Raw genomic sequence first — 22,462 nt, forward strand, 5'->3', positions numbered from 1 at the left:
CTCGACAGGATCGGCCGCTGAGACATTATGCATCCCCCCCTGAGCCGGTTCCCACTTCCGGTAGGCATGCGTTAGGTACGGCGGCGCCGCTGCCAACGTCCTTCAGAAACGACCGGTATCTTCACTGCGCAAGACCCGTAGCGCTTTCGGCTTCGAGAAGTTCGCGCATGCGCTCGACGATCTGGTCTAGCACTGGAATTTGCCGGCTTCCTGCGGGACGGGCGGCGAAATAGGAAATATCGATGGTGGGAAGGAAGGGCCGCGTGCACAAATCCACCGAAGCCGCACGCATGGTGGTCCGATCCACGATGGCGACCCCCATGCCGGCCGCTGCGAAATGGCAGCAATTGAGCATCGACGTCTCCATCGTGTTGAGCGGCGCCTGCTCTGCGGTTGCGAAGGCCCTGTCGAGACCGCGCCTGAGCGGGGAATTCCGCCCGGCCGTCAGCACACGGTATTCACTCAAATCGGCAGGCGTGACGACCTCCCGACCGGCAAGAGGGTGATCGTGCGGCATGGCGGCAACGGCTTGCGAGCTGTGAAGATGCACCGTCTGAAGGTCGCCCGAGCGCGAAGGCCCGAAGACGAAGCCGAGATCATAATGGTTCTTCTCCACCATGTCCCAGATGTGACGGCTGTTTTCCACGTCGAGAACCAGAGGAAGATCGAGCCGATCTCCGATAACCTCGATCAACGCGTCATGCAGAAAGGGCCTCACCAGCGAGGTGACGCTCGCCATGCGCAGGACCACGTTCTTGTGCTGGCGGATGTCGCTTGCAGCCCGTGCAATCTGATCGATGCCGATATAAAGCCGTTCGACCTCATGCAGCAGAAGCTGCGCCTCCGGCGTGGGGACAAGACGCGTGCCCTGCCGGGCAAAAAGCGTGATGCCCACCGCCACTTCCAGATCCCGCACCAGGCGGCTTACGGCTGGCTGCGTGATGTTCATCGCTTCCGCCGCCGCCGTCACGCTGTGCGCCGTCATGACGTTGCGGAAGGCCTCCAGCTGGCGGGGTTTCAGTCGCAAGGCAAATCTCCTTATAATATTTTGGCATAGAACCAGGCCTAAATGCAATTTTTAATACATGTCTGGAGGTTCTATTCCTGCTGGCTATACCGCACGCAAAAAGCGGTGAATGGCACCTGGAGGAGGACGTCCATCATGAAAATTCTCGCAACGGCGGCGCTCGCCCTTTCAACGGCGATCCTGCCGGCTTCCGTTTTCGCACGCGACCTGACGGTCGGGCTTTCCGCCTCGACCACATCCATGGATCCGCAGTTCTACGTGGTCGGTCCGAACAGTGCGATGGCGCGTAATGTTTTCGATGGGCTCGTGAACCAGGATGCCCGCCAGCAGATCCAGCCGGCGCTTGCCGAAAGCTGGGACCGGATCGATGACACGACCTGGGAATTCAAGCTGCGCGCCAATGTGAAATTCCACGATGGCAGCGATTTCACCGCTGAGGATGTTGCCGCCAGCATCAAGCGCGTCCCGCTTGCCGCAACGAACAGTCCAAGCTCGTTCACGCCCTATGTGAAGGCGATCACCGCTGTGGAAGCCGTCGATCCGCTGACCGTCCGGATCAAGACGGACGGCCCGACGCCTCTCCTTCTGAACAATCTCAGCCGCATCGCCATCCTGCCTGCCGAGCAGGGCGAAACGCCCACGGAAGAGATGAACAAGGGCAATGGCGTGATCGGCACCGGTCCCTTCAAATTCGTTTCCTGGACGCCTGACGACAACATCGTGCTTGCCCGCAACGACGACTACTGGGGCGAGAAGGCCGCCTGGGACAAGGTGACATTCCGCATCTTCAAGAACAGCAGCGCCCGCGTCGCGGCGATCCTTTCGGGGGATGTCGATCTCATCGAGAACATTCCCACCGCCGATACGCGCCGCCTCGAGGGCACCCCCTCGCTGAACGTCGTCAAGGCAACGGGCAACCGTCTCATGTATCTGCATATGGATCAGGACCGCGAGGAATCGCCCTTCGCCAAGGGTCCGGACGGCAGGAACCCGCTGGTGAAGAAGGAAGTGCGCCGCGCACTTTCTCTTTCGCTGAACCGCGAAGCCATCGTCGATCGCATCATGGATGGCCAGGGCACGCCCGCCGGCCAGGTCGTTCCGGAAGGCTATTTCGGCTATGACGATGCACTCAAGGTGGAAGCCTATGATCCCGAAGCCGCCAAGAAACTGCTCGCGGATGCAGGGTACCCCAATGGGTTCGACCTGACATTCCATGCGTCCAACGACCGTTATCCCAACGATTCCAAGGTCGCGCAGGCCGTCGGTCAGTTCTTCAGCCGCATCGGAGTCAACACCGCGGTGGAGACCCTTCCGGGCAGCGTCTATTTCTCCCGCGCATCGGCCCGAGAATTCAGCTTCATCATGGGCGGTGCCGCCGTGGAAACCGGCGAGCCCTCGGGGGTTCTGGGGCCTCTTCTTGAGACCTACGGGCCGAATGCGGGCCAGGGCAATCGAGGCCGCTATTCCAACCCGGAATTCGACGCGACGCTGGACAAGGCCCGCAAGACCCTGGACGATGGCGAACGCGAGACGCTTTTGAAGAAAGCAACGGAAATCGCCATGGACGATCTCGGCATCATTCCGCTTTTCTTCCTCAATTACACCTGGGCGGCCAAGCAGGGCCTTTCCTATGAAGGGCGTTCGGACGGCTACACGCTGCCCTATTACGTGACGGCCCAATAGGCGCGAAACGGAAGGAGACAGCTCAGATGTCTTTCCACGGGGTCTTTCCGTATCTGGTCTCTCCGACGGATTCCGAGGGCGGTATCAACACCGCCGTCCTCGGCGATCTGGTGGAGCATCTGGTGGCGCAGGGCGTTCATGGCCTGACGCCGCTGGGCAGCACGGGCGAATTCGCCTATCTGTCGAACGACCAGCGTCTTCAGGTGGTGAAAGCCACGCTCGATGCCAATCGCGGCCGGGTTCCGGTCGTGGCCGGCGTCGCAGCGACGAGCATTCGCGACGCCGTCGCCCAGACACGCGCCATGATCGACGCCGGCGCCGACGGCATACTGGCGATCCTGGAAGCGTATTTCCCGGTCAAGGATGCGGGTGTCGAAGCCTATTTCACGGCGATAGCGGAAGCCGCCGGCGGCCGCCCTGTGGTGCTCTACACCAACCCGCAGTTCCAGCGGTCCGATCTGACGCTGCCGGCAATCGAGCGGCTGAGCCATGTGGAGAATATCTGCTACATCAAGGATGCCTCCACCAATACGGGCCGCCTTCTGTCGATCATCGAGAGAACCCGCGGCCGGATGGACGTCTTCGCGGCCTCCGCCCATATCCCGGCCTGCGTGCTGATGATCGGCGGTGTGGGCTGGATGGCGGGGCCTGCCTGCATCGTGCCGCGGCAAAGCATCGAGCTCTACGATGCCGCCAAGGCCGGCGACTGGACCCGCGCAATGGAATTGCAGCGCCCGCTGTGGCGGGTCAACGAGATCTTCGCGAAATATTCGATTGCGTCCTGCATCAAGTCGGCGTTGCAATTGCAGGGGTTTGCCGTAGGCGATCCCATCGCCCCGCAGGCACCGCTCGATGAGGCCTCACGAGCGGAAATCGCCGAGGTCCTGCGCTCGGTGGGCGCACTCTAGACCTCGAAACACACAAGGCCCCGGCAGCAGCCTCTCGCGAGAGGCGCCGCCGGCCTATTATTTCAGACCCGCTCGACGGCAGGCAGAACGACATGACCGCACTTCCGATCATCATCGATTGCGACCCGGGGATCGACGATTCCATCGCGCTTCTGGCAGCCTTTGTCTCGCCCGAGCTCGACGTGGTCGCGATCACGCCGGTTGCGGGCAACCAGCCGATCGAGCGCACGCTGCGCAATGCCCTGCAAATCTGTGAACTCGGCGGGCGGACGGATATTCCCGTCCATGCCGGTTGCCATCGCCCGCTGTTGCGTGAGCCGATCTACGGCCAGTTCCATGGCGAAACCGGATTGGGCAACACCGACCTGCCGCTTCCGGCGAAACAGGCGGAAGCCAAGGGTGCGGTTGAATTCCTGATCGACCGGCTTGGCGAAGCCGCCCAGACTGGAAAGCGCATCACGCTGTGCTGTCTCGGACCGATGACCAACATCGCCATGGCCCTGCGTATCTCGCCCGGCATCGCCTCTGGCATAGAGCGGATCGTGATGATGGGTGGCGCCTATCGCGAGCCGGGCAACCGCACGATGACCTCCGAGTTCAACATGCTGGTCGATCCGCATGCGGCGCATATCGTGTTTTCGAGCGGCATTCCCATCGTGGCGCTGTCGCTGGACGCAACACATCAGGTCATTCTCACCCCGGACCATGTGAGCGCCTTCGCAGAGATTAGCGGACGCATATCGAGGCAGCTTGCCGATCTCATGGCTTTCTGGGACCGCAACCAGGCGGAACGCTATGGCTCTCGCGGAGGGCCGTTGCACGATCCGCTGGTGATCGCCTGGCTGCTCGCCCCGCAGCTCTTCGAGACACGCCGCGCGCGCATCTTCATCGAGCATGAGAGCGAATTGTGCATGGGGCAGACCATTGCCGACTGGTTCGGCAAGAGCGGGCTCGAACCCAATGCCGACATCGCGACGCATGTCGATGCCGAGGGCGTCATCGCGCTGTTTCTGGAGCGGTTCTCCCGCTACCGGGCCAGGAGCGCGGCATGAGCCGCCGCCGGATTATCATCGACACGGATCCAGGCGTGGACGATGCCGCCGCGATCTTTCTGGCGCTCGCCTCCCCCGAACTCGACCTTGCGGGGATCAGCGTCGTGGCCGGCAATGTCGGGCTTGCGGCGAGCGTGAAAAACGCCTGCAAGCTGGTGGCGCTCGCAGGACGCCGCGACGTGCCGGTCTACGCCGGAGCAGCCGGGCCGCTGATCCGCGACCAGGTTTTCGGGAAATATGCTCATATCGGCAGTTTTGCCGACACATTGGTGCCGGAGACTGATCACGGGCCGCAGGCCGTTTCCTCCGTGCGCTTCATTGCCGAGGAGGCGCTGAAAGCGGCGAGCAAAGGGCGCCGGATCACTATCTGCGCCATCGGCCCATTGACCAATATCGCACTTGCGCTGCGACTTGCCCCGAATGTCGCGCAGGGCATCGAGCGGATCGTCATGATGGGCGGCGCTTTCGCCTCCCTCGGGCACCGCACGCCCTGGTCCGAATTCAACGTTCATGCCGACCCGCACGCGGCCGAAATCGTCTGGAATTCTGGCGTTCCGCTGGTGTTGATGCCTCTGGACGTGACTTTCCAGGCACTGTTCACGGAAGAGGATTTCAGAGGCTTCGAGGCCAAGGGCAGCCCTTGCGGGAGCGCGCTTGCCGCACTGCTGCGAACCTATGATCGGAGCGACATCAAACGTTTCGGTCGCCCCGGCGGAGCCATCCACGACGCCATGACCATCGCCTGGCTTCTGCAACCCGATCTGTTTTCAGGCAAGGAAATGGCCATTGGAGTCACCCTCTGCGGCCCGACGGCAGGCCAGACCTGGGCGGACTTCTACGGGAAATCCGACAGGCGGCCCAATGCGCTCGTAATGAGCGGCGTGGACGAAAGGGGCTATCGCGAGCTTGTGGTCGAGCGGATCGCGGGACTTGCTCTCACGTCCGGCGAAAGGGAGATCGACGCATGAGCAGCTATCTTTTGAGCAGGGCCTTTCAGGCGGTCGTAACGCTTTTCGTCATGAGCGTGCTGGTCTTTGTCGGCCTCTATCTCGTGGGCAATCCGGTCGACGTGCTCCTGAGTCCATCCGCGACGCCCGCCGAACGGCTGGAGATCATCCAGTCCTTCGGTCTCGACCGGCCGGTATGGGAGCAGTATTTCCTGTTCGTCTCGCGTGCGCTGACGGGCGATCTCGGGAATTCCTTCGTCTTCAACCAGCCGGCGCTCGACCTGATCCTGCACCGCATGCCCGCAACGATGGAGCTCGCCTTCACCGCCCTGGTGATGGCTCTCGTGATCGGCATTCCGCTCGGCATACGCGCCGGCCTCAAGCCCGAAGGATTGATTTCCAAGTCGATCATGACCTTCTCGATCCTCGGTTTCAGCCTGCCGACCTTCTGGATCGGCCTCATCATGATCATGGTCTTCAGCGTTCAGCTCGGCTGGCTGCCCGCCTCCGGGCGTGGCGATACGGTGTCAATTCTCGGCGTGCCCCTGAGCTTCCTGACGCTCGACGGCCTGTCGCACCTGATCCTGCCGGCCTTCAACCTCGCGCTGTTCAAGATTTCGCTCGTCATTCGCCTGACGCGGGCCGGCGTGATGGAAATCATGCAGCTCGACTTTGTGCGCTTCGCGCGCGCCAAGGGTATTCCCGAAAGCCGCATCCTGCGGGTGCATGTGCTGAAGAACACGCTCATCCCTCTCATCACCGTGATCGGGCTCGAACTCGGCTCGCTGATCGCCTTTGCGGTGGTGACGGAAACCATCTTCGCCTGGCCCGGCATGGGCAAGCTCATCATCGATGCGATCAGCGTGCTCGATAGGCCGGTGATCCTCGCCTATCTGATGATAACGGTGATCATGTTCAGCATCATCAACCTTCTCGTCGACATCCTCTATTCCCTCGTCGATCCCCGCGTTCGCCTGGAAGGAGGATCCCGATGAGCACCCGTCAAAAAGATGCCGTCTCTGTTCACACGGCCGTACCGGGCACGAGTGTGCATGCATCTCCACTAGCGCGCACGCTCAGGGCGCTTGCTTGCGACCGGCTTGCACTGACGGGGATCATCATCGTCGGAGTTCTGTTGTTCGCGGCCCTCCTTGCACCGCTGATCGCACCGCAGAACCCTTACGACCTCGCCCAGCTCGACATCATGGACGGGCGGCTTGCACCCGGCTCGGAGAGCATGACCGGAACGGTCTATCTGCTCGGCACGGACGATCAGGGACGAGATCTCTTCAGCGCGATCCTCTATGGCCTGCGCACATCCATCTTCGTCGGCATCATCAGCGCGGCAATTGCGCTTGTGATCGGCGCGAGCATTGGCCTCGTCAGCGCTTATGCAGGCGGACGCACCGATGCCGTTCTGATGCGGATCGTCGACATCCAGCTCAGCTTTCCCGCGATCCTGATCGCGCTCATCTTCCTGGCCGTTCTGGGACAGGGCGTCGACAAGATCATCATCGCCCTGGTCGTCACCCAATGGGCCTATTACGCCCGCACCGTACGCGGCTCGGCCCTTGTGGAAAGCAAACGCGCCTATATCGACGCCGCCCGCTCCATGGCCTTGCCGGACCGGCGCATCATCTTCCGGCACATTCTGCCCAACTGCCTGCCGCCGCTGATCGTCGTGGCGACCATGCGCGTCGCCTATGCGATCATGCTCGAAGCGACTCTTTCCTTCCTGGGTATCGGCCTGCCGGTGACGGAGCCATCGCTTGGCCTTCTGATCTCCAATGGCTTCGAATACATGCTTTCGGGCGACTACTGGATCAGCGTTTTCCCCGGCATCACGCTGCTTCTGCTCATCGTGGGGATCAACCTCATCGGCGATTCCCTGCGCGACATCCTCAACCCCCGGCGGGAGGGCTGATCATGACGAGCCCCATTCTTTCGATCAGCGGCCTGACCACTGAATTCAAGGTCGACGGCCAGTGGCGCGATGTGATCCGCGATATCAGCTTCGATATCGGTGCGCGCGAAACGCTTGCCGTGGTGGGCGAATCCGGATCCGGGAAAAGCGTTACCGCAATGTCGATCATGCGCCTTCTGGGGGCCAATGCCCGCTCGCATGGCCGTATCGACTTCGAAGGTCAGGACCTGCTCTCGCTTCCGCTTGAGAACATGCAGGCGGTCCGCGGCAACCGGATCGGCATGATCTTCCAGGAACCCATGACCTCGCTCAATCCGGTCCTGAAGATCGGCGACCAGATCACCGAAGTGCTGATGCAGCACCGCGGCCTCGATCACCGGGCAGCGACGGCCGAGGCGATCCGGCTTCTGGACAAGGTGCGCATTCCCTCCGCCGCCGCACGGCTGAACGAATATCCGATGAACTTTTCGGGCGGCATGCGTCAGCGCGTGGTGATTGCCATCGCGCTCGCCTGCGAGCCGAAACTGCTGATCGCGGACGAACCCACCACCGCTCTGGACGTGACGATCCAGGCCCAGATCCTCGAGCTCATCAAGACACTGCAAGAGGAAGAGGACATGTCGGTTCTCTTCATCACCCATGACATGGGCGTGGTGGCAGAGATATCCGACCGTACCGTGGTCATGTATCGCGGCGACGTGGTGGAAACGGATACGACCGAGCGCATATTCGGCAATGCCGCGCATCCTTACACGCGCGCGCTGTTGTCGGCGGTGCCACAGCTGGGCTCCATGGCCGGCGAACCCCGCCCCTTACGCTTTCCCATCGTGGATATGGAAACCGGCGAGGCAGCTCCCGTGAAACCCACGGCCGATACCGTGCGCAGGAACGGAGAACCGATCCTCAAGGTCGACAATCTCGTCACGCGCTTTCCTGTGCGCAAGGGCATTCTGCGCCGTACGGTGGGCCGCATTCATGCGGTCGAGGACGTCTCCTTCGAGGTACGCGCCGGCGAAACCCTGTCGCTGGTGGGCGAATCCGGATGTGGCAAGTCGACGACGGGACGCTCCATCATCCGCCTGACCGAGATGACTTCGGGCACCGTGGAAATCGACGGGCGGAATGTCGGCGAAGCCAGCAAGACGGGGCTCGTCGAAATCCGCCGCGAAGCGCAGATGATTTTCCAGGATCCGTTCGAGAGCCTCAACCCGCGCATGCGCATCGGGCAGGCCATCGCCGAACCGATGATCGCGCACGGGCTAGCCCATGCCACTGTTGCGCGCGAGCGCGTCGCAGCATTGCTGGAACAGGTTGGTCTTTCACCCGTCATGGCCGACCGCTTCCCGCACGAATTCTCCGGAGGCCAGCGCCAACGCATCTGCATTGCACGGGCGCTCGCCCTCGATCCGAAGGTGATCGTTGCCGATGAATCCGTTTCCGCCCTAGATGTCTCCATCAAGGCGCAGGTGATCAACCTGATGCTCGACCTGCAGGAAGAACTCGGCCTTGGCTATCTGTTCATCAGCCACGACATGGCTGTGGTGGAACGCATCAGCCATCGCGTGGCCGTCATGTATCTCGGCGAAATCGTCGAGATCGGGCCGCGTCAGGCGGTTTTCGAGAACCCGCAGCACGACTATACGCGCAAGTTGATGGCCGCCGTGCCGATCGCCGATCCGACACGGCGACGGACGCGGCAGATTTCGAGCGACGAAATCCGCAGCCCCTACCGCGCCGCCGACTACCAGCCGCCCAAACGGCTCTATCGGGAAATCAGCGACGGGCATCTGGTGCAGATCGACGCGGAGGCGGCCTGAGGCAAGTGCGCTTGCAGAAGGCCGCCGGACCACGGTATGAGACGGAGGTTCAGGCACAGGCTCGTTCTGACGTATGAAAGACGAGGCTCAGCAACCAGCCGGGAGAGATACGTCAGTGGCGGAGGGAACGCAAAGCATCGATCGTGCGGCGACGATCCTCAACATCGTCGCGCGCGAACACAAGAACGGCGCAAGCTTCGCGGACATCATGAATGAAACGCAGCTCAAGCGTCCGACAACGCGCCGGCTGCTCATGGCTCTCGTGGAACACGGTTTCGTGGAGTTCGATGGCGAGAACAAGCGCTATCATCTGGGGCCGAAAATCTATGAATTCGGCCTGCAGGTTCTGCCGTTCTTCGATTTCCAGGAAGTCTATCGCCCCAGTCTGATGCGGCTTGTGGAGAGTACGGGAGACACAGTCTTCCTGAACCGGCTGGTGGGCGACGACATGGTCTGCATCGCCCGCGAGACCGGCAGCTTTCCCGTCAAGGCATTCGTGCTGGATGTGGGTGTGCAGAGACCTCTCGGACTGGGTGCCGGCGGTCTTGCGATCCTTGCGGCGATGGATGAAGCGCAGGCGCAAGCCATGCTTCAGCGCAACCAGAAGCGCCTCAAGGATTCCGACACCGCGCCAGAGCGCATCCCTCTTCTGATCGAGGAAGCGCGGCAGAAAGGCTATGTGTCACGCGAAGTGTCGCGGCTTGGCATCAGGACCGTCGCCATGGCGATCCTCGACAGTGCAGGAACGCCCTTTGCGTCGCTCAGCGTCTCGACGATCCAGGAGCGGATGCGCGGGGACCATCTGGAGATGGTGGTCAATGCGCTGGAACGCGAGGTACGACGCATCAACGACAAGCTCAGCAAGATGCGCCCGCTACACCCGCTGCACTCGCGCTGACATTCCAGATGCGATGTCTAATATCCCGAGGATGGCGCTTGCTTTACGGCATCGCCGCCTCCGGCGAATTGCCGACGAAGTTGCGATATCGCGCCTGAAAAGAGCGTGACGTCGGTGCCAATGGCGACAAAGCGGGCACCCTCCTCAAGGCATTCGCGCGCAAAGGCCTGATCCGCCGTCAGGAGCCCGGCAGGGCACGACAGATCGTGCAGGGTTGCCATGGCCGTGCGCACGGCCTGTTTTACCGCCGGTGCGCCCGGCCGGCCGAGATAGCCCATGTCGGCAGCGAGATCCGAAGGGCCGATGAATACCGCATCGACCCCTTCCACGCCTGCAATCTCTTTAAGCGCGGCCAGTCCCGCGACGGACTCGATCTGCACGATCAGGCACATCTCCCCGTCGGCGGTCGTCAGATAATCGCCGATGCGATTGAATGCCGATGCGCGCGCCAGCGCCGCGCCAACACCGCGCTTGCCGCGCGGCGGATAGCGCACAGCCTCCACGAGAGCGCGTGCCTGGGCCGCACTCTCCACCATGGGCACGAGAAGGCTCTGCGCGCCGATGTCGAGGAGCTGCTTCAATATCCAGGTTTCACCGACTGGCGCACGCACCACGGGAGAAACCGGAAAGGCGGCGAGCGCCTGCAACTGGCCGATCATCGACTGCAGATCGTTGGGTGCATGTTCGCCATCAACGACGAGCCAGTCAAACCCAGCGCCGGCACAAATTTCGGCCGTATAGGCATTGGCCAGCCCCATCCAGAGGCCTATCTGCGGATCGCCCTCTGAAAGGCGGGCCTTGAAACGGTTCCTGGGAGCAGGCATCGCATTCTTTCCTGATCTGGTTTCGCTTATGGGCGCCCGAAATGGATACTCACCGTTCCGGCCGGGCCGAAATCCGCGCTCACCGTGTCGCCTGGCTCGGTTTCGAGCGGCCTTATGAAGGACCCGGATAAGACAATCTGTCCCGGCTCCAGCCGCTGCCCCAGACCGTGAAGACGGCGGGCCAGCCAGACGATGCCCTGCGCCGGGTGGTTGAGAACACCTGCGGCAAGGCCCGTTTCCTCGACCCGACCGTTCTTCGAGACGATGGCGCCAAGCCAGCGCAGATCGGTATCAAGCGGCCGCATGGGCCGTCCGCCGGTGACAATTCCAGCATTCGCCGCATTGTCGGCAATGGTATCGACAATCGTACGGGCCTTGCCCGTGGCCTCGTCGCGGCGCACGATGCGTGTGTCGAGGATTTCAAGAGCAGGCAGGACATAGGATGTCGCGTCGAGCACGTCGGTGACGCTGATGTCGGGACCGGACAATGGTTCCTTGAGCAGAAAAGCGATCTCCGCCTCGACCCGAGGCCTGATGAAGCGCCCCGCGGGCACCACGCCACCTTCCTCGAACGCCATGTCATCGAAGAGAACGCCGGAATCCGGCGTATCGATGCCAAGAGCGGCCTGCATCGCCTGCGAGGTGAGGCCAATCTTCCAGCCGATCTGGCGTCGGCCCGCCTTCTTCTTCAAGGCGACCCAACGGTCCTGAACCGCATAAGCATCGGAGAGGCCGGATTGCGGAAACCGCGCCGAGATGAGCGGAATCTGTACCCGCTCCCGCTCGGCGACATCGAGTTCGCCTGCCAGCGCCTCGATTGTGCGCGGATCGAGCATCATGCCACCTCGTCCGCCACCGTGTTACGCAGCAGGCCAATGCCTTCGACCTCGACTTCCACCACATCGCCCGGTTCCAGCCAGATGGGCGGATCGAAGCGAGCGCCGGCACCCGTGGGTGTTCCCGTTACGATGACATCGCCCGGCTGCAATGTCGTGAAGGTGGAGATGTAGTTGATGAGACGGCGGAAGCTGAAGATCATTCGGCCGGTACGGTCGCTTTGACGCGTCTCACCGTTCACCCGGGTGGCGAGGGCCACATCGGCTATCTGGCTTTCCTCCACATAGGGCACGATCCACGGGCCCATTGCGCCGGATGCATCGAAATTCTTGCCCTGCGTTACGTTGAATTTGGCGTGGCGCACCCAATCTCGGATGGTGCCTTCATTGCAGACGGTCATTGCCGCTATGTGATCGAGCGCGTCGACTTCGGCAATCCTGCGACCTGGCCTGCCGATAACCAGCGCAAGCTCGCCCTCATAATCGAGCTGATGCGATTCCGGCGGTCGCATCAGCGGCTGCTGGTGACCAGTGAACGACCCGGGAAGCCGGATGAAGAGAGAAGGATTGGTGGGGGCTGCCTGGTTATCCTTATACTCCTCATTGCGGTCTGGATAGTTGACGCCCACGCAGATGATCTTGCCCGGTGCAGCAAGCGGGATATCGAAGCGCACCTCATCCAGGGCGAAATCGGCATCGAGGCCGGCGGCGCGCTCGACCAGCTCTTGCAAGCTACCCTCGCAGACCGCGTGTTGCAGATCGCGCCACTGACCGGCCGTGCGGCCCGACAAATCGACGAGCCCCCTGTCGTTCACGAGGCCGAAGCGCTTCCTTCCGGCGGCCGTGAAGCTCGCCAGACGCCCATATTTCGACATTGCATTACTCTCCGATGGTTGGAAAAGCGGGTGGCAGGCGCCCGCCGTGTCAGCTTGTCTCTTCGGCCCGCATGCGTGCCTTGCTCCGGTATGAACGGACGATCGGCCACAGCAGCACGAACAGCGTCAGGCAATGGATTGCGATGCTGGTGCCGCTGCTGAACAGATAGGCGTAATCGCCGTTGGAAATCATCAGCGCGCGGCGCAGATATTGTTCGATCATCGGTCCCAGGACAAAGCCAATCAGAAGCGGCGCAGGCGAGAAGCCGAAGCAACGGAAGACATAACCGGCAACGCCCATGAGCAGCACGGCCCAGATGTCGAAGACCGAGTTCGAGACGCCATAGACACCCGTGCATACAAGAGCCACGATAACCGGGAAGAAGAAGCGCCTCGGCACCGAAACCAGCCGCGCCCACACACCGATCAGAGGCACGTTGAGGAGCAGCAGGAACACATTGCCCACCCAGAAGCTGGCCACCAGGCCCCAGAACAAATCCGGGTGCTCGCCAACAAGCTGCGGACCAGGAGCAATACCATGGATCATCAACGCGCCCAGGATGATGGCCATGGTCGGCGTTCCGGGAATGCCAAGCGTCATCGTGGGGATGAAAGCGGTCTGGGCTGCCGCGTTGTTGGCCGCCTCAGGGGCCGCGACACCGTTGATACGGCCGGTTCCGAATTCCTGAGGATTGCGGCTCGTGGAGCGCTCGACCGAATAGGCGAGGAAGGATGCGATGGTCGGACCGGCGCCCGGCAACGGACCAAGGAAACCGCCAATGCCCGCACCTCGCAGCACCGATGGTACAATGCTGCGCAGCTTGCGAAAGGCTGCAAACATTGCACCGGCCGAAATCGGTATCGGCTTCTCGTCGCGCTGCGCGGCACGGATATTGGCCACCACTTCGGGGATGCCGAACAGACCCATCGCCACCGCGACGATGCTGAGACCGTCAAGCAGGTTGGGGAAGCCCGTGTCGTAACGAGCGATGCCACTGTTGAGATCAAGCCCGATAGAGCCGAGCAGCATGCCGATGCAGACCATGGCAACGCCGCGCAGTGGCGAATTGCCAACAGCCGTCGACCCGGCCACGAGCCCCAACAGCAATGTGGCAAAATATTCCGCCGGGCCGAAGGACAGCGAGAATGCGACGATCAGCGGCGAGAAGACCACCATCGCCACGATGCCGAGCGTGCCGCCGGCAAAGGACGAAATCTGAGCGGTCAGAAGCGCCGTGCCTGCCTCGCCGCGCCGCGCCAGCGGATAACCGTCGAGCGTGGTGATGGCGTTGGAGGCTGTTCCTGGCAAATTGAGCAGGATCGAGGAGATGGAGCCACCATATTCGGCGCCATAGTAGACGCCGGCCAGCATGATGACCGCTGTCGTCGGCTCCAGATAGAAGGTCACCGGCAGGAGGATGGAGATAGCCGCGATGGCACCGATGCCAGGCAGAACGCCGACGATATTGCCCAGAACCACGCCTATCAGGCAGTAGAACAGGTTCAGCGGATGAAGCGCAGTCGCAAAACCCGAGATGAAATCTGTCATTGGAGTATATCCGGAAACAGGGAGAGCGGCATGCCGAGTCCCAGGACGAAGGCTGCCCAGATGAAGGCGGAAAGACCGGTGCCGAGAAGTAGCGTTTCAAGCGGGCGCAGCGGCCGGCGCGCAAGCGCCAGTATGAAGACGGCAAGAACGGTGGTGACGAGAACACCCGCACGCTCCAGGAGCGCCGCATAGACGATGATTGCCGCAGCAACACAGGCGAGTGCGCGCAGGTCCATCGACATCTGCGCATGGGCCTTTTTGATCACGTCGAGTGTGGTGATTAGGAGGCCGGCAGCTATTGCAAGAACGCTGAGCGCGACTGGAAAAAAACCCGGACCGATATTGCGCAGATCGCCCACCGCGAAATTTCTCGCGCCGATGAGGAAAACAAGCCCCGTCAGCGCGATCAGCAGGCCGCCACTCGCATCCTTGAGTGTCTTCATCAGTGCTCCCTCCCAGAGATGGCGTCACGCCGGAATGTATTGGCGCAGATTGTTCATCTTGTAGCTGTAGGCGCTCGGAATCTCCTGCATCTCGAAGGCGAACGCCAAGGGCGACCGGCCAGCAAGCGGCTTGAGATGGCTGGAGACGCGTTCGTAAATCAGGTCGGCGGCGGCCTTTTTGACCTCGTGGCTGCGCCCCTCGCCGATCCGCACCGAGAGATGCACGAAGGCATGCTCCGGCTTGAGGTCTCCGACCAGATAGCTGTCGATGCGGTTCATCCGAACCCTGATGCCCGCAACGGGGAAAATGCCGGATTCAATCATCGCGTCGTAGACGCAGCGACCGAGAGCGCGGATTTCCGGCTCGTTTTCAATGTTTGCGGAATATTCGACCCATGCGTGCGGCATGCGATGCTCCTATGGTGGGCGGAAGAGGAAACTCCCGCCCATTCTTCTTATTGTTATTTTGCCGGCTTTATTGAGCTTCTATACCCGCATCCGCAATCTCCTTGGTCCAGAGATCATATTCGCGGGCGATGTATTCGCTGGTTTCGGCGGCGGTGAGTTTGCCCGGCGCCGGCGTGACGCCGACATCCATCAGGCGCTTGGCGATGGCTTCATCCGCGATGGTCTTGCGGAACGCCTCGTTGAGCATGTCGAGACGGTCCTGCGGCACACCCTTCGGCGCGACGATGGAATACCAACCGACAACATTGAAGCCCTTGAAACCGAGCTCTTCGGCGGTCGGCGTATCGGGCAATGCGTGATAGCGCGTGGTGCTGGTGACGAGAATGGGCTTCAGCGCACCGCTCTCGATATGAGGCAGCACCGAGACCGGGCTGGAGATAAGCGCATTCACACGCCCCGCCAGAATGTCGGAGATCGCCGCACCCGTACCCGAATACGGGATGTTCGAGAATTTGAGTCCAGCATCGCGCGCCAGAAGGCGAGCGGCAAGAAGAGCCGCACTGCCGCCATTGGCCATGGTCATGCGCTCGGTGGCAGCCTCTGCGAACTGCTTGTAGTCCGCAATGCCCGCCTTGCCCGGAACCGTGATGACATAGGGCGATTCCGAAATCAGGGCGACGCCGGCGAAATCATCCTTCGGAGCGTATGTGGCCGACTTGAAGAGGGACGGGTTCAGGGCAAGGGTTGCCTGAATGCCGAACAGCAAGGTGTAGCCATCGGCCTTGGCGCTCTTGGCGAGCAATGTGCCGACCGTGCCGGAAGCGCCCGGACGATTTTCCACGATGATCGGCTGTGCAAGGTTCTTCGCCATGCCTTCAGCCACGATGCGTGCGGTAACATCGGTGCCACCGCCTGGCGAATAGGGAACGATCAGCTTGATCGGCTCCTTCGGATAGTCCTCCGCCGCGTGGCCGGCCGATGTCATCGCCAGCGCCATGGCGCTGGCGGCAACTGTCAGAAATGCTCTCTTGGTGAGCATGAAACTCCTCCCATTTTCCCTGTGGTTCTTGTGGCTTATTTCTGGCTGCGGAACAGCTCGTCGATCTTCCTCTCGTACTCATGGTAATTGAGGAAGTCATAGAGTTCTTCCCGGTCCTGCATGATTTCGAGAATGCCCTTGGCCGAACCTTCCTTGCGAATATGGCGGAAGACCTTCAGGGCAGCCGCGTTCATCGCGCGGGCAGCGGAAAGCGGATAAAGGGCGGCAGAGACCCCCACGCCTCGAAGCTCGTCGAGCGTGAAGTTGGGTGTCTTGGAGAATTCGGTGATGTTGGCAAGTACCGGATGCGGCGTATCGATCGCGTCCACGAAAGCCTTGTACTGGGAAAGCTCCGTACAGGCTTCGGCAAAGATCATGTCGGCGCCTGCCTCGACATAGGCGCAGGCACGGTCGATTGCACCATCGAGACCTTCAATTGCCAGCGCATCGGTTCGCGCCACGATGAAGAAGTTCGGATCGGTCTTGGCGTCGGCAGCGGCCTTGATACGATCCACCATCTCCGCCTTGCTGACGATTTCCTTACCCGGACGATGGCCGCAACGCTTGAGCTGGACCTGATCTTCCATGTGCATGGCGCCCGCGCCATCCTTGATCAGGCCACGAACCAGACGCGCAATGGTGAAGGCTCCGCCAAAACCCGTATCGACATCGACCAGAACCGGAAGGTCGGTCGCATCGGTGACCCGGCGCAGATCGGTAAGCACATCCGTTAGATTGGTGATGCCCAGATCCGGAAGGCCATAGGAGGCATTCGCCACGCCTGCCCCTGCGAGATACAGGGCCTTGTACCCCGTGCGCTCGGCCATCATCGCCGTATAGGCGTTGATGGTGCCCATCACCTGCAGCGGGCTCTCCTCCACAAGGGCCTGCCTGAAGCGCGCTCCAGCAGAATTCTGCGATGCCGACATTCCTGTTCCTTCCAATTTATCCATAATATGGTCAATACAACAGTATTTGATTTTTAAAGACCATATTGTGAATCATTTTTGAGTCAAGCTCATAATTTGACCGCCGGGTGCAACTGGAGGGCCCGCTGATAAGATGCAGGAAGGATTTCCGATGTTTTCCCGGTATTTAGCCGAACAAGGCACCTGGCTTACGCTGGGGAGAAAAATTTTGACAAGGAGCCAATCCGCAATGGCGGCGGTGACAGCGCTTCGCCACTGACCAGAATATGGTCATTTTCCGCCTGACGGGATCGTAAACCTGAGGCGGCCAGAAGCGCACTACCGGACATGGTTGCCCGTGCCCGGAGGCACACATGCGATGCAGGCGCTGCAACGGGAACTACAGGCAAACTCCGGCCGACGGATTATCAGCGCGCGTGGACCGGTCCTTCCCTACGCGGCTGCGCGCGCGGCAAGGCTGCCACGATTGGGGAAGGTTTCACGGCAGAGCCTCAAGACAGATACAAAAAATCCCGGCCGCTTGCGCGACCGGGATCTGAAACGCCCTTCCTCGATGAAGAGGTTAGCCGCGTAAGGCGGCCTCGATCTTGTCGAGCGCCTCGGCCTTGCCCATGCCTGTCAGGAAGGCGAGCGTAACCATGGAAGGCACCGGCAGATCGGCGGGGAGCTGTGTCGTGGAGACGATCAGGTCCATACCGTTCAGCTCGGAGCGAACTTCCGTCGCCTTGCACTGGCGCGCATCGATGTTGATGCCACGCTCCTTCATCGCTTCCACGACAGCGTTGGAAACGACCGTCGAAGTAGCGATGCCCGTGCCACAGGCAAAAAGAACTCGTTTGTTGATGCTCATTCGTTTCTCCCGGTCAGAGCGCCATTATTTAAGCACTGCGGCCACTTCATCAACCGAAACCGCCCGCATCAGGCCGGCAATCGCTTCTTCGCTCTGGATCGTCTCCATGATCTTCTGAAGCATTTCGATCTGACGATCCTTGTCATTGAGTGCCATCAGGAACACCACGCCAACAGGCACGGCCTCATCCGGATCTTCCATATTGGCGAAGGTGACCGGCTTCTTCAGCGTCGCAAGCGCTATGCCCGGCTTGATGACATGCTCAGGGTCGGTATGCGGGACGGCGACATTCACGTCGCGGCCAAGCGGCAGCCCGGTTGGCATGGAAGCCTCCCGCTTGACCACGGCATCAGCGAAACTGTCCTTCACATAGCCATCCGCCTTCAGCTTGTCGGCAAGAAGCCGGATGACGTCTTCGCTTGTTTCCTTCTCGACCCCGAGGACAACCGCCCCGGGATCGATGTGATTGAATAGGGCTTCAGCCATGGAAGAACCCGTTATCCTTTCTGTTCGACTTCGTCGTCCTCGGCACCGGCAGCACGCTCCCAGGCGAGGGTGTTGCGGCGGTAGAGCCAGAAGCAGGCGGCGATAATTGCCGCAAGCAAGGCCAGACCGGCAGCGCCGAGACCGCGGATCGCCGCGATGACCGCATAGGAAATCCAAAGGAAGCCATCGACGACCGAGGTGATCTGCACCGCGTTCTCAGGCATCTTGAAACCGGAATCCACAGCCGCCGTGGTGAAGAGCGGCGCCAATGCATTGGCCACATAGAAACCGACGGCCAGCGTCACTGTTCCCACGATCACCATGCGGAAGACATTGCCCCGCATCAGCGGCGCAGTGAGCGCCACGATGAAGGGAATGACCGCAAGATCGGCAAACAGAATGACCCGGTTGCCCGGCAGGATGACCGACAGGATGATGGCGATCGGCACCAGGATCAGCGACGACGAGATAGCGGCCGGGTGACCGATCAGGATCGCCGAATCGAGCCCCACAAGCAGCTCACGCTCGCCCGTGCGTTTGCGCACAAACTCCTGAGCGGCTTCGGAAACCGGCAGGAGGCCCTCCATGAGGATCTTCACCATGCGCGGCAGGAGCAGCATCACGGCAGCAAGCGTCATACCCGTCTGCAAGACCTTCGACAGGACCGTACCGAAATCGCCCGCGTTGTAATAGGCGATGACACCCAGAACGAGACCAATGATAAGGCCAAGCACCACCGGCTCGCCGAACACGCCGAAGCGACGCTCGATGGTCTCGGTGGAGATGTTGATCTTGTTGATGCCCGGGATGCGCTCGATGATCCAGTTCACAACGATGGCGATCGGCAGAATCTGCGCGGAAGCCAGATGAGGAACGGAAACGCCCGGAATGCCATAGAATTTCTGCACGGCGCGTGCAGACCAATCGGCAAACAGCAAAGACAGGGCGGCCATCAATGCCGCAACAACCAGGCCATAGGCAAGGCTGCCGGTGGCGGCGACGGCGAGCGAGCCGATGAAGGCAAAGTGCCAGAAGTTCCAGACGTCGACATTCAGCGTACGCGTCATGCGCGTCAGAAGAAGCACGACATTGACGGCAATGCCAATCGGAATGACCCAAAGGCCGACCGAGGAACCGAATGCGATGGCAGCAGCCGACGGCCAGCCGACATCGACGATATCGCGATGAATGCCCGTGTTGGTGACGATTGCCTGCGCCACGTCGCCGATGGAGCCAAGCATCAGCCCCAGGACGAGGTTGATACCGATGAATGCGACGCCAATCGTAACGGCGGCGCGGAAGGCCTTGCCGACCTTGGCCCCCAGAACGATGGCGATGATGAAGATAACGATAGGCAACAGGACCGTTGCCCCCAGCGTATCTACCGCTGCCTTAAGGCCGCTCAGAAATGCGTCCATTTTCCTCCCCCTCGAAGCGGTTTGTAACCGATCTAAACAAGAACATTTGTTTTAGCCGGCAGACGTAAGTCTATGACCGCCCATATGTTGCCTGTCAATTGGCTCTGCGGGCAGAGCGGCACGGCTTTTCCAACAAAAATCACAAAAAACACATCGCATATTTGCCCATAATCGGCAGATGGCGCCACTCTCCATTCAGACGCTGATTGAAGGCGCTGACGGAAACATGAAGCGGGAAAGATCAACCGACAGCCAATTGGCGCAGAAAATTCACAATCATTGAGAGCACAATTCACGCCTCTCGCGTTCTCCGAGTTGAATGATTTTTGAACAGGCCGGCTCTCCCGCCCCCCGGGCCGGCTCTCCCAAAGTCTCGTCTGCCTCTTCGGAGAACAGGCGGGACTTTGGGACCCAATTTCAACGGCGAGGACGAGACACCGCAAGCCCGCCGACGGCCCTCCTAATTTCGCGGGGTTTCCATGCCTGCACAGCCATTGGTCGATTACGACATTATCATCAAGCTTCTGGATGAGTATGCGGATCTCGGAATGACGGGAAACGAGGTCGACATCATCATCGCCCGGCACGGCCCCGTCGATCTTGATCTGCTCCAATTTTGCAAGCGCAACCACCCCGCCTTTGAAAGGGGCATGCGCAAAGGGAGAAGAAAGAGGAGGCCCTAAGGCCTCACTCCCTGACATTATTGGCAATCACTCCCGCCTTCGAAGAATATTGCTCCATTACGCCGCCATAGCGAAACAGAGAGGCTTCGACCCTCTCGGCAATATTTGCCACCAGAGCCCCGCGTTCTTCAGAAGACAATTGAGTAGTCATGTAGGACGAGTAATAGGTTTCGCGGGACCTCGCATCGACAAGATGCCAATAGACATTCAACTCGTCACCCTCGCGCTGAACCGTGGTCATCAGCTTGTACACGCGTGCCCCTGCATCCAGATCGCGCTTTACGCCAGCAACCACCGAATCGAGATTTTCATCGGCGCGCACGCCAACAAGACGAACGCCATTATGGCGCGCGAATTCCACCCATAACGCATTGTTCAACTGCCTCGACAATCCCGCTATATCTGCTTCTTCGGAGGGGGTACGCGCGCTGTCCACAATGACGACGGGCCGCATTTCTTCCCGGGCAAACCGCCACTCTCCAGAAGGAGCATAAAACCAACCGGCCACAAGCCCCACCGGAAGAATTAGAATTGCAAGGCTCATCAGCCTTTTTTGAAGAAAACGGGTAACTCCCGAGAATTGCTGCCAGAATCGCTCTGACTTGGACGACCTTTCGAACGAGGGAATATAGGCGCCCAGCGGCATTCCAATTCGGATGAGATCCGTCTTGCCATGATTGTCATAATAATCGCGAAGCGACTTACGAAGCTGCCCCGCCGCGATGCGAACGATTGGATCCACTGTCGCATCGAAACTGGCGTCGCGTCCAAAGACATCCACAGCGATGGTAAAAGCCTTGATGCGATCTGCCCGCCCCGCGACAGTTTCCTCAATCACAAACTTCAAAAAGCGCCGATTGCGATCCGAAGCCTTGAAAAAGGGACTGGCCAAAAGGCCTTCCAAGGCAACGAGCCTTTCATCCATAGACACATCTGCATTCCCTAAATCTTTTTTTTGTAAAACATTGGCGCGCGCAGTGAGCGCGACAACTTCCGATAAATGAATTAAGTTTTGCTGGCGCATCAATTCTTCGCTTTTAAAATATTTTAAGCCTCCCCACCTCGACAAAATGTAAATTTATTCGAAATATTATTATATTCTATCTTTTTTTACACGAACATATACGCCCTTTCTCCAATCTAAAACGTTACAAAAACAAATCCTGATGCACTCAACCTGATTTCACCCATTCTTATGGGCAAGTAATTCCGCGGCACTGATCGTGAGTACTAATCAGAGCGCGATGCAGAATTGGAAAAGGCGTAAAATCGGCGTTCGAAAACGTATCGATTTGGTTTTTGAAACAGAATCGCAACGCCATGCAGACGCAAAATACCGCCAATTCATGTCAGCTATCGGAAAACTGGTGCTGCGAGAGAGGATTGAACTCTCGACCTCTCCCTTACCAAGGGAGTGTATGGTCACAGGAATGCCGGAAAACGTGGGTTTTGGCAAGAGAACACGACAGAAACGTCACGATATGTTCCGGTGTTTCTGTCAGGTTTCTGTCATCACAAAACGCAAAAAAGCCCCGCCAGCCGATAGGGCCAGCGGGGCAGTCAGGGAGGATCAGTCTATGTCACAAGGCTTGATCTGGGCGCGTATTGACTCCTGACACTGCATGAGAACACATGCAGAACATGGATGATATGGATTTCTGGATACGGGCCTTCGACAAGCACGGCAATCTGCGGCGTGATATTGCGAAGACCTGCGACTTGATGGTCGGGCATGCTGCCTATGAGGCTGCTGTCCGGCGCAAGGAGAATGGCGAGGTGATATTGCTCACGAAGAAGGCCTGGGTGATCCGCAGGACTGAGCAGTTCGAGCGGGGTTGATTAGGGCGGCGGTCTTCCTGTCAGCCA

At 60.2% G+C, this 22,462-nt stretch carries 22 protein-coding genes; 9 read left to right on the plus strand and 13 right to left on the minus strand.

Annotated features, from left to right (window positions below; all coding sequences use genetic code 11):
* Positions 1-121 precede the first annotated feature (121 nt).
* Positions 122-1,027, minus strand: coding sequence for a LysR family transcriptional regulator (locus tag NA8A_RS22820; protein WP_009452798.1), 906 nt, complete (start codon positions 1,025-1,027; stop codon positions 122-124).
* A gap of 135 nt (positions 1,028-1,162) precedes the next feature.
* Between NA8A_RS22820 and NA8A_RS22825 the strand changes: the two genes are divergently transcribed.
* The 8 genes from NA8A_RS22825 to NA8A_RS22860 all read left to right on the plus strand — a co-directional run bounded on the left by NA8A_RS22825 (position 1,163) and on the right by NA8A_RS22860 (position 10,256).
* A complete protein-coding gene (locus NA8A_RS22825; protein WP_009452799.1) occupies positions 1,163-2,710 on the plus strand; it encodes an ABC transporter substrate-binding protein in 1,548 nt (515 codons plus the stop codon).
* Between the two features lie 26 nt (positions 2,711-2,736).
* On the plus strand, positions 2,737-3,618 hold the full coding sequence (locus tag NA8A_RS22830; protein WP_009452800.1) for a dihydrodipicolinate synthase family protein: 882 nt from the start codon (positions 2,737-2,739) through the stop codon (positions 3,616-3,618).
* Between the two features lie 92 nt (positions 3,619-3,710).
* A complete protein-coding gene (locus NA8A_RS22835) occupies positions 3,711-4,670 on the plus strand; it encodes a nucleoside hydrolase (RefSeq protein ID WP_009452801.1) in 960 nt (319 codons plus the stop codon).
* A complete protein-coding gene (locus NA8A_RS22840; protein WP_009452802.1) occupies positions 4,667-5,638 on the plus strand; it encodes a nucleoside hydrolase in 972 nt (323 codons plus the stop codon). Before NA8A_RS22835 ends, NA8A_RS22840 begins: the two co-directional genes overlap by 4 nt.
* The gene (locus NA8A_RS22845; protein ID WP_009452803.1) at positions 5,635-6,612 is read left to right on the plus strand and encodes an ABC transporter permease; all 978 of its coding nucleotides are present in this window, start codon (positions 5,635-5,637) and stop codon (positions 6,610-6,612) included. Before NA8A_RS22840 ends, NA8A_RS22845 begins: the two co-directional genes overlap by 4 nt.
* A complete protein-coding gene (locus tag NA8A_RS22850) occupies positions 6,609-7,541 on the plus strand; it encodes an ABC transporter permease (RefSeq protein WP_009452804.1) in 933 nt (310 codons plus the stop codon). Before NA8A_RS22845 ends, NA8A_RS22850 begins: the two co-directional genes overlap by 4 nt.
* 2 nt (positions 7,542-7,543) lie before the next feature.
* Complete coding sequence (locus tag NA8A_RS22855) at positions 7,544-9,358, plus strand: ABC transporter ATP-binding protein (protein WP_009452805.1); 1,815 nt, start codon at positions 7,544-7,546, stop codon at positions 9,356-9,358.
* A gap of 115 nt (positions 9,359-9,473) precedes the next feature.
* Positions 9,474-10,256 (plus strand): IclR family transcriptional regulator, encoded by a 783-nt coding sequence (locus NA8A_RS22860; protein WP_009452806.1) that lies wholly within the window; start codon positions 9,474-9,476, stop codon positions 10,254-10,256.
* A gap of 17 nt (positions 10,257-10,273) precedes the next feature.
* On the opposite strand, the gene NA8A_RS22865 is transcribed toward NA8A_RS22860, so the two are convergent.
* The 12 genes from NA8A_RS22865 to NA8A_RS24500 form a co-directional block, all read right to left on the minus strand.
* Positions 10,274-11,080: an aldolase/citrate lyase family protein gene (locus NA8A_RS22865; RefSeq protein ID WP_009452807.1), complete on the minus strand. Its 807-nt coding sequence runs from the start codon at positions 11,078-11,080 to the stop codon at positions 10,274-10,276.
* A gap of 26 nt (positions 11,081-11,106) precedes the next feature.
* Positions 11,107-11,916: a 2-oxo-hept-4-ene-1,7-dioate hydratase gene (gene hpaH / locus NA8A_RS22870; RefSeq protein WP_009452808.1), complete on the minus strand. Its 810-nt coding sequence runs from the start codon at positions 11,914-11,916 to the stop codon at positions 11,107-11,109.
* Complete coding sequence (locus tag NA8A_RS22875; protein ID WP_009452809.1) at positions 11,916-12,791, minus strand: fumarylacetoacetate hydrolase family protein; 876 nt, start codon at positions 12,789-12,791, stop codon at positions 11,916-11,918. Before NA8A_RS22875 ends, hpaH begins: the two co-directional genes overlap by 1 nt.
* Before the next feature lie 49 nt (positions 12,792-12,840).
* The gene (locus NA8A_RS22880; RefSeq protein WP_009452810.1) at positions 12,841-14,340 is read right to left on the minus strand and encodes a tripartite tricarboxylate transporter permease; all 1,500 of its coding nucleotides are present in this window, start codon (positions 14,338-14,340) and stop codon (positions 12,841-12,843) included.
* Complete coding sequence (locus tag NA8A_RS22885) at positions 14,337-14,783, minus strand: tripartite tricarboxylate transporter TctB family protein (protein ID WP_009452811.1); 447 nt, start codon at positions 14,781-14,783, stop codon at positions 14,337-14,339. The genes NA8A_RS22880 and NA8A_RS22885 overlap by 4 nt, the downstream gene beginning before the upstream one ends.
* A 24-nt stretch (positions 14,784-14,807) precedes the next feature.
* Positions 14,808-15,191 (minus strand): 5-carboxymethyl-2-hydroxymuconate Delta-isomerase, encoded by a 384-nt coding sequence (locus NA8A_RS22890; protein ID WP_009452812.1) that lies wholly within the window; start codon positions 15,189-15,191, stop codon positions 14,808-14,810.
* A 67-nt stretch (positions 15,192-15,258) separates the two neighbouring features.
* Entirely contained in the window at positions 15,259-16,230 is a 972-nt protein-coding gene (locus NA8A_RS22895) for a Bug family tripartite tricarboxylate transporter substrate binding protein (RefSeq protein WP_009452813.1), read from the minus strand.
* A gap of 35 nt (positions 16,231-16,265) precedes the next feature.
* Positions 16,266-17,159 (minus strand): methylisocitrate lyase, encoded by an 894-nt coding sequence (gene prpB, locus NA8A_RS22900; RefSeq protein WP_009452814.1) that lies wholly within the window; start codon positions 17,157-17,159, stop codon positions 16,266-16,268.
* A 562-nt stretch (positions 17,160-17,721) separates the two neighbouring features.
* Positions 17,722-18,009, minus strand: coding sequence for a PTS sugar transporter subunit IIB (locus tag NA8A_RS22905; protein WP_009452815.1), 288 nt, complete (start codon positions 18,007-18,009; stop codon positions 17,722-17,724).
* Between the two features lie 24 nt (positions 18,010-18,033).
* Positions 18,034-18,495 carry a PTS sugar transporter subunit IIA gene (locus NA8A_RS22910; RefSeq protein WP_009452816.1) on the minus strand — a complete coding sequence of 154 codons (462 nt, stop codon included), beginning with the start codon at positions 18,493-18,495 and terminating at the stop codon, positions 18,034-18,036.
* Between the two features lie 11 nt (positions 18,496-18,506).
* On the minus strand, positions 18,507-19,913 hold the full coding sequence (locus NA8A_RS22915; RefSeq protein ID WP_009452817.1) for a PTS galactitol transporter subunit IIC: 1,407 nt from the start codon (positions 19,911-19,913) through the stop codon (positions 18,507-18,509).
* 687 nt (positions 19,914-20,600) lie between these two features.
* Positions 20,601-21,620 (minus strand): hypothetical protein, encoded by a 1,020-nt coding sequence (locus tag NA8A_RS24500; RefSeq protein ID WP_143088142.1) that lies wholly within the window; start codon positions 21,618-21,620, stop codon positions 20,601-20,603.
* A 608-nt stretch (positions 21,621-22,228) separates the two neighbouring features.
* Here NA8A_RS24500 and NA8A_RS22930 point away from each other — a divergent pair.
* Positions 22,229-22,435: a hypothetical protein gene (locus tag NA8A_RS22930; RefSeq protein WP_009452820.1), complete on the plus strand. Its 207-nt coding sequence runs from the start codon at positions 22,229-22,231 to the stop codon at positions 22,433-22,435.
* The last annotated feature ends 27 nt before the right edge of the window (positions 22,436-22,462 follow it).

This window comes from Nitratireductor indicus C115 (assembly GCF_000300515.1).
Taxonomy (GTDB): domain Bacteria; phylum Pseudomonadota; class Alphaproteobacteria; order Rhizobiales; family Rhizobiaceae; genus Nitratireductor; species Nitratireductor indicus.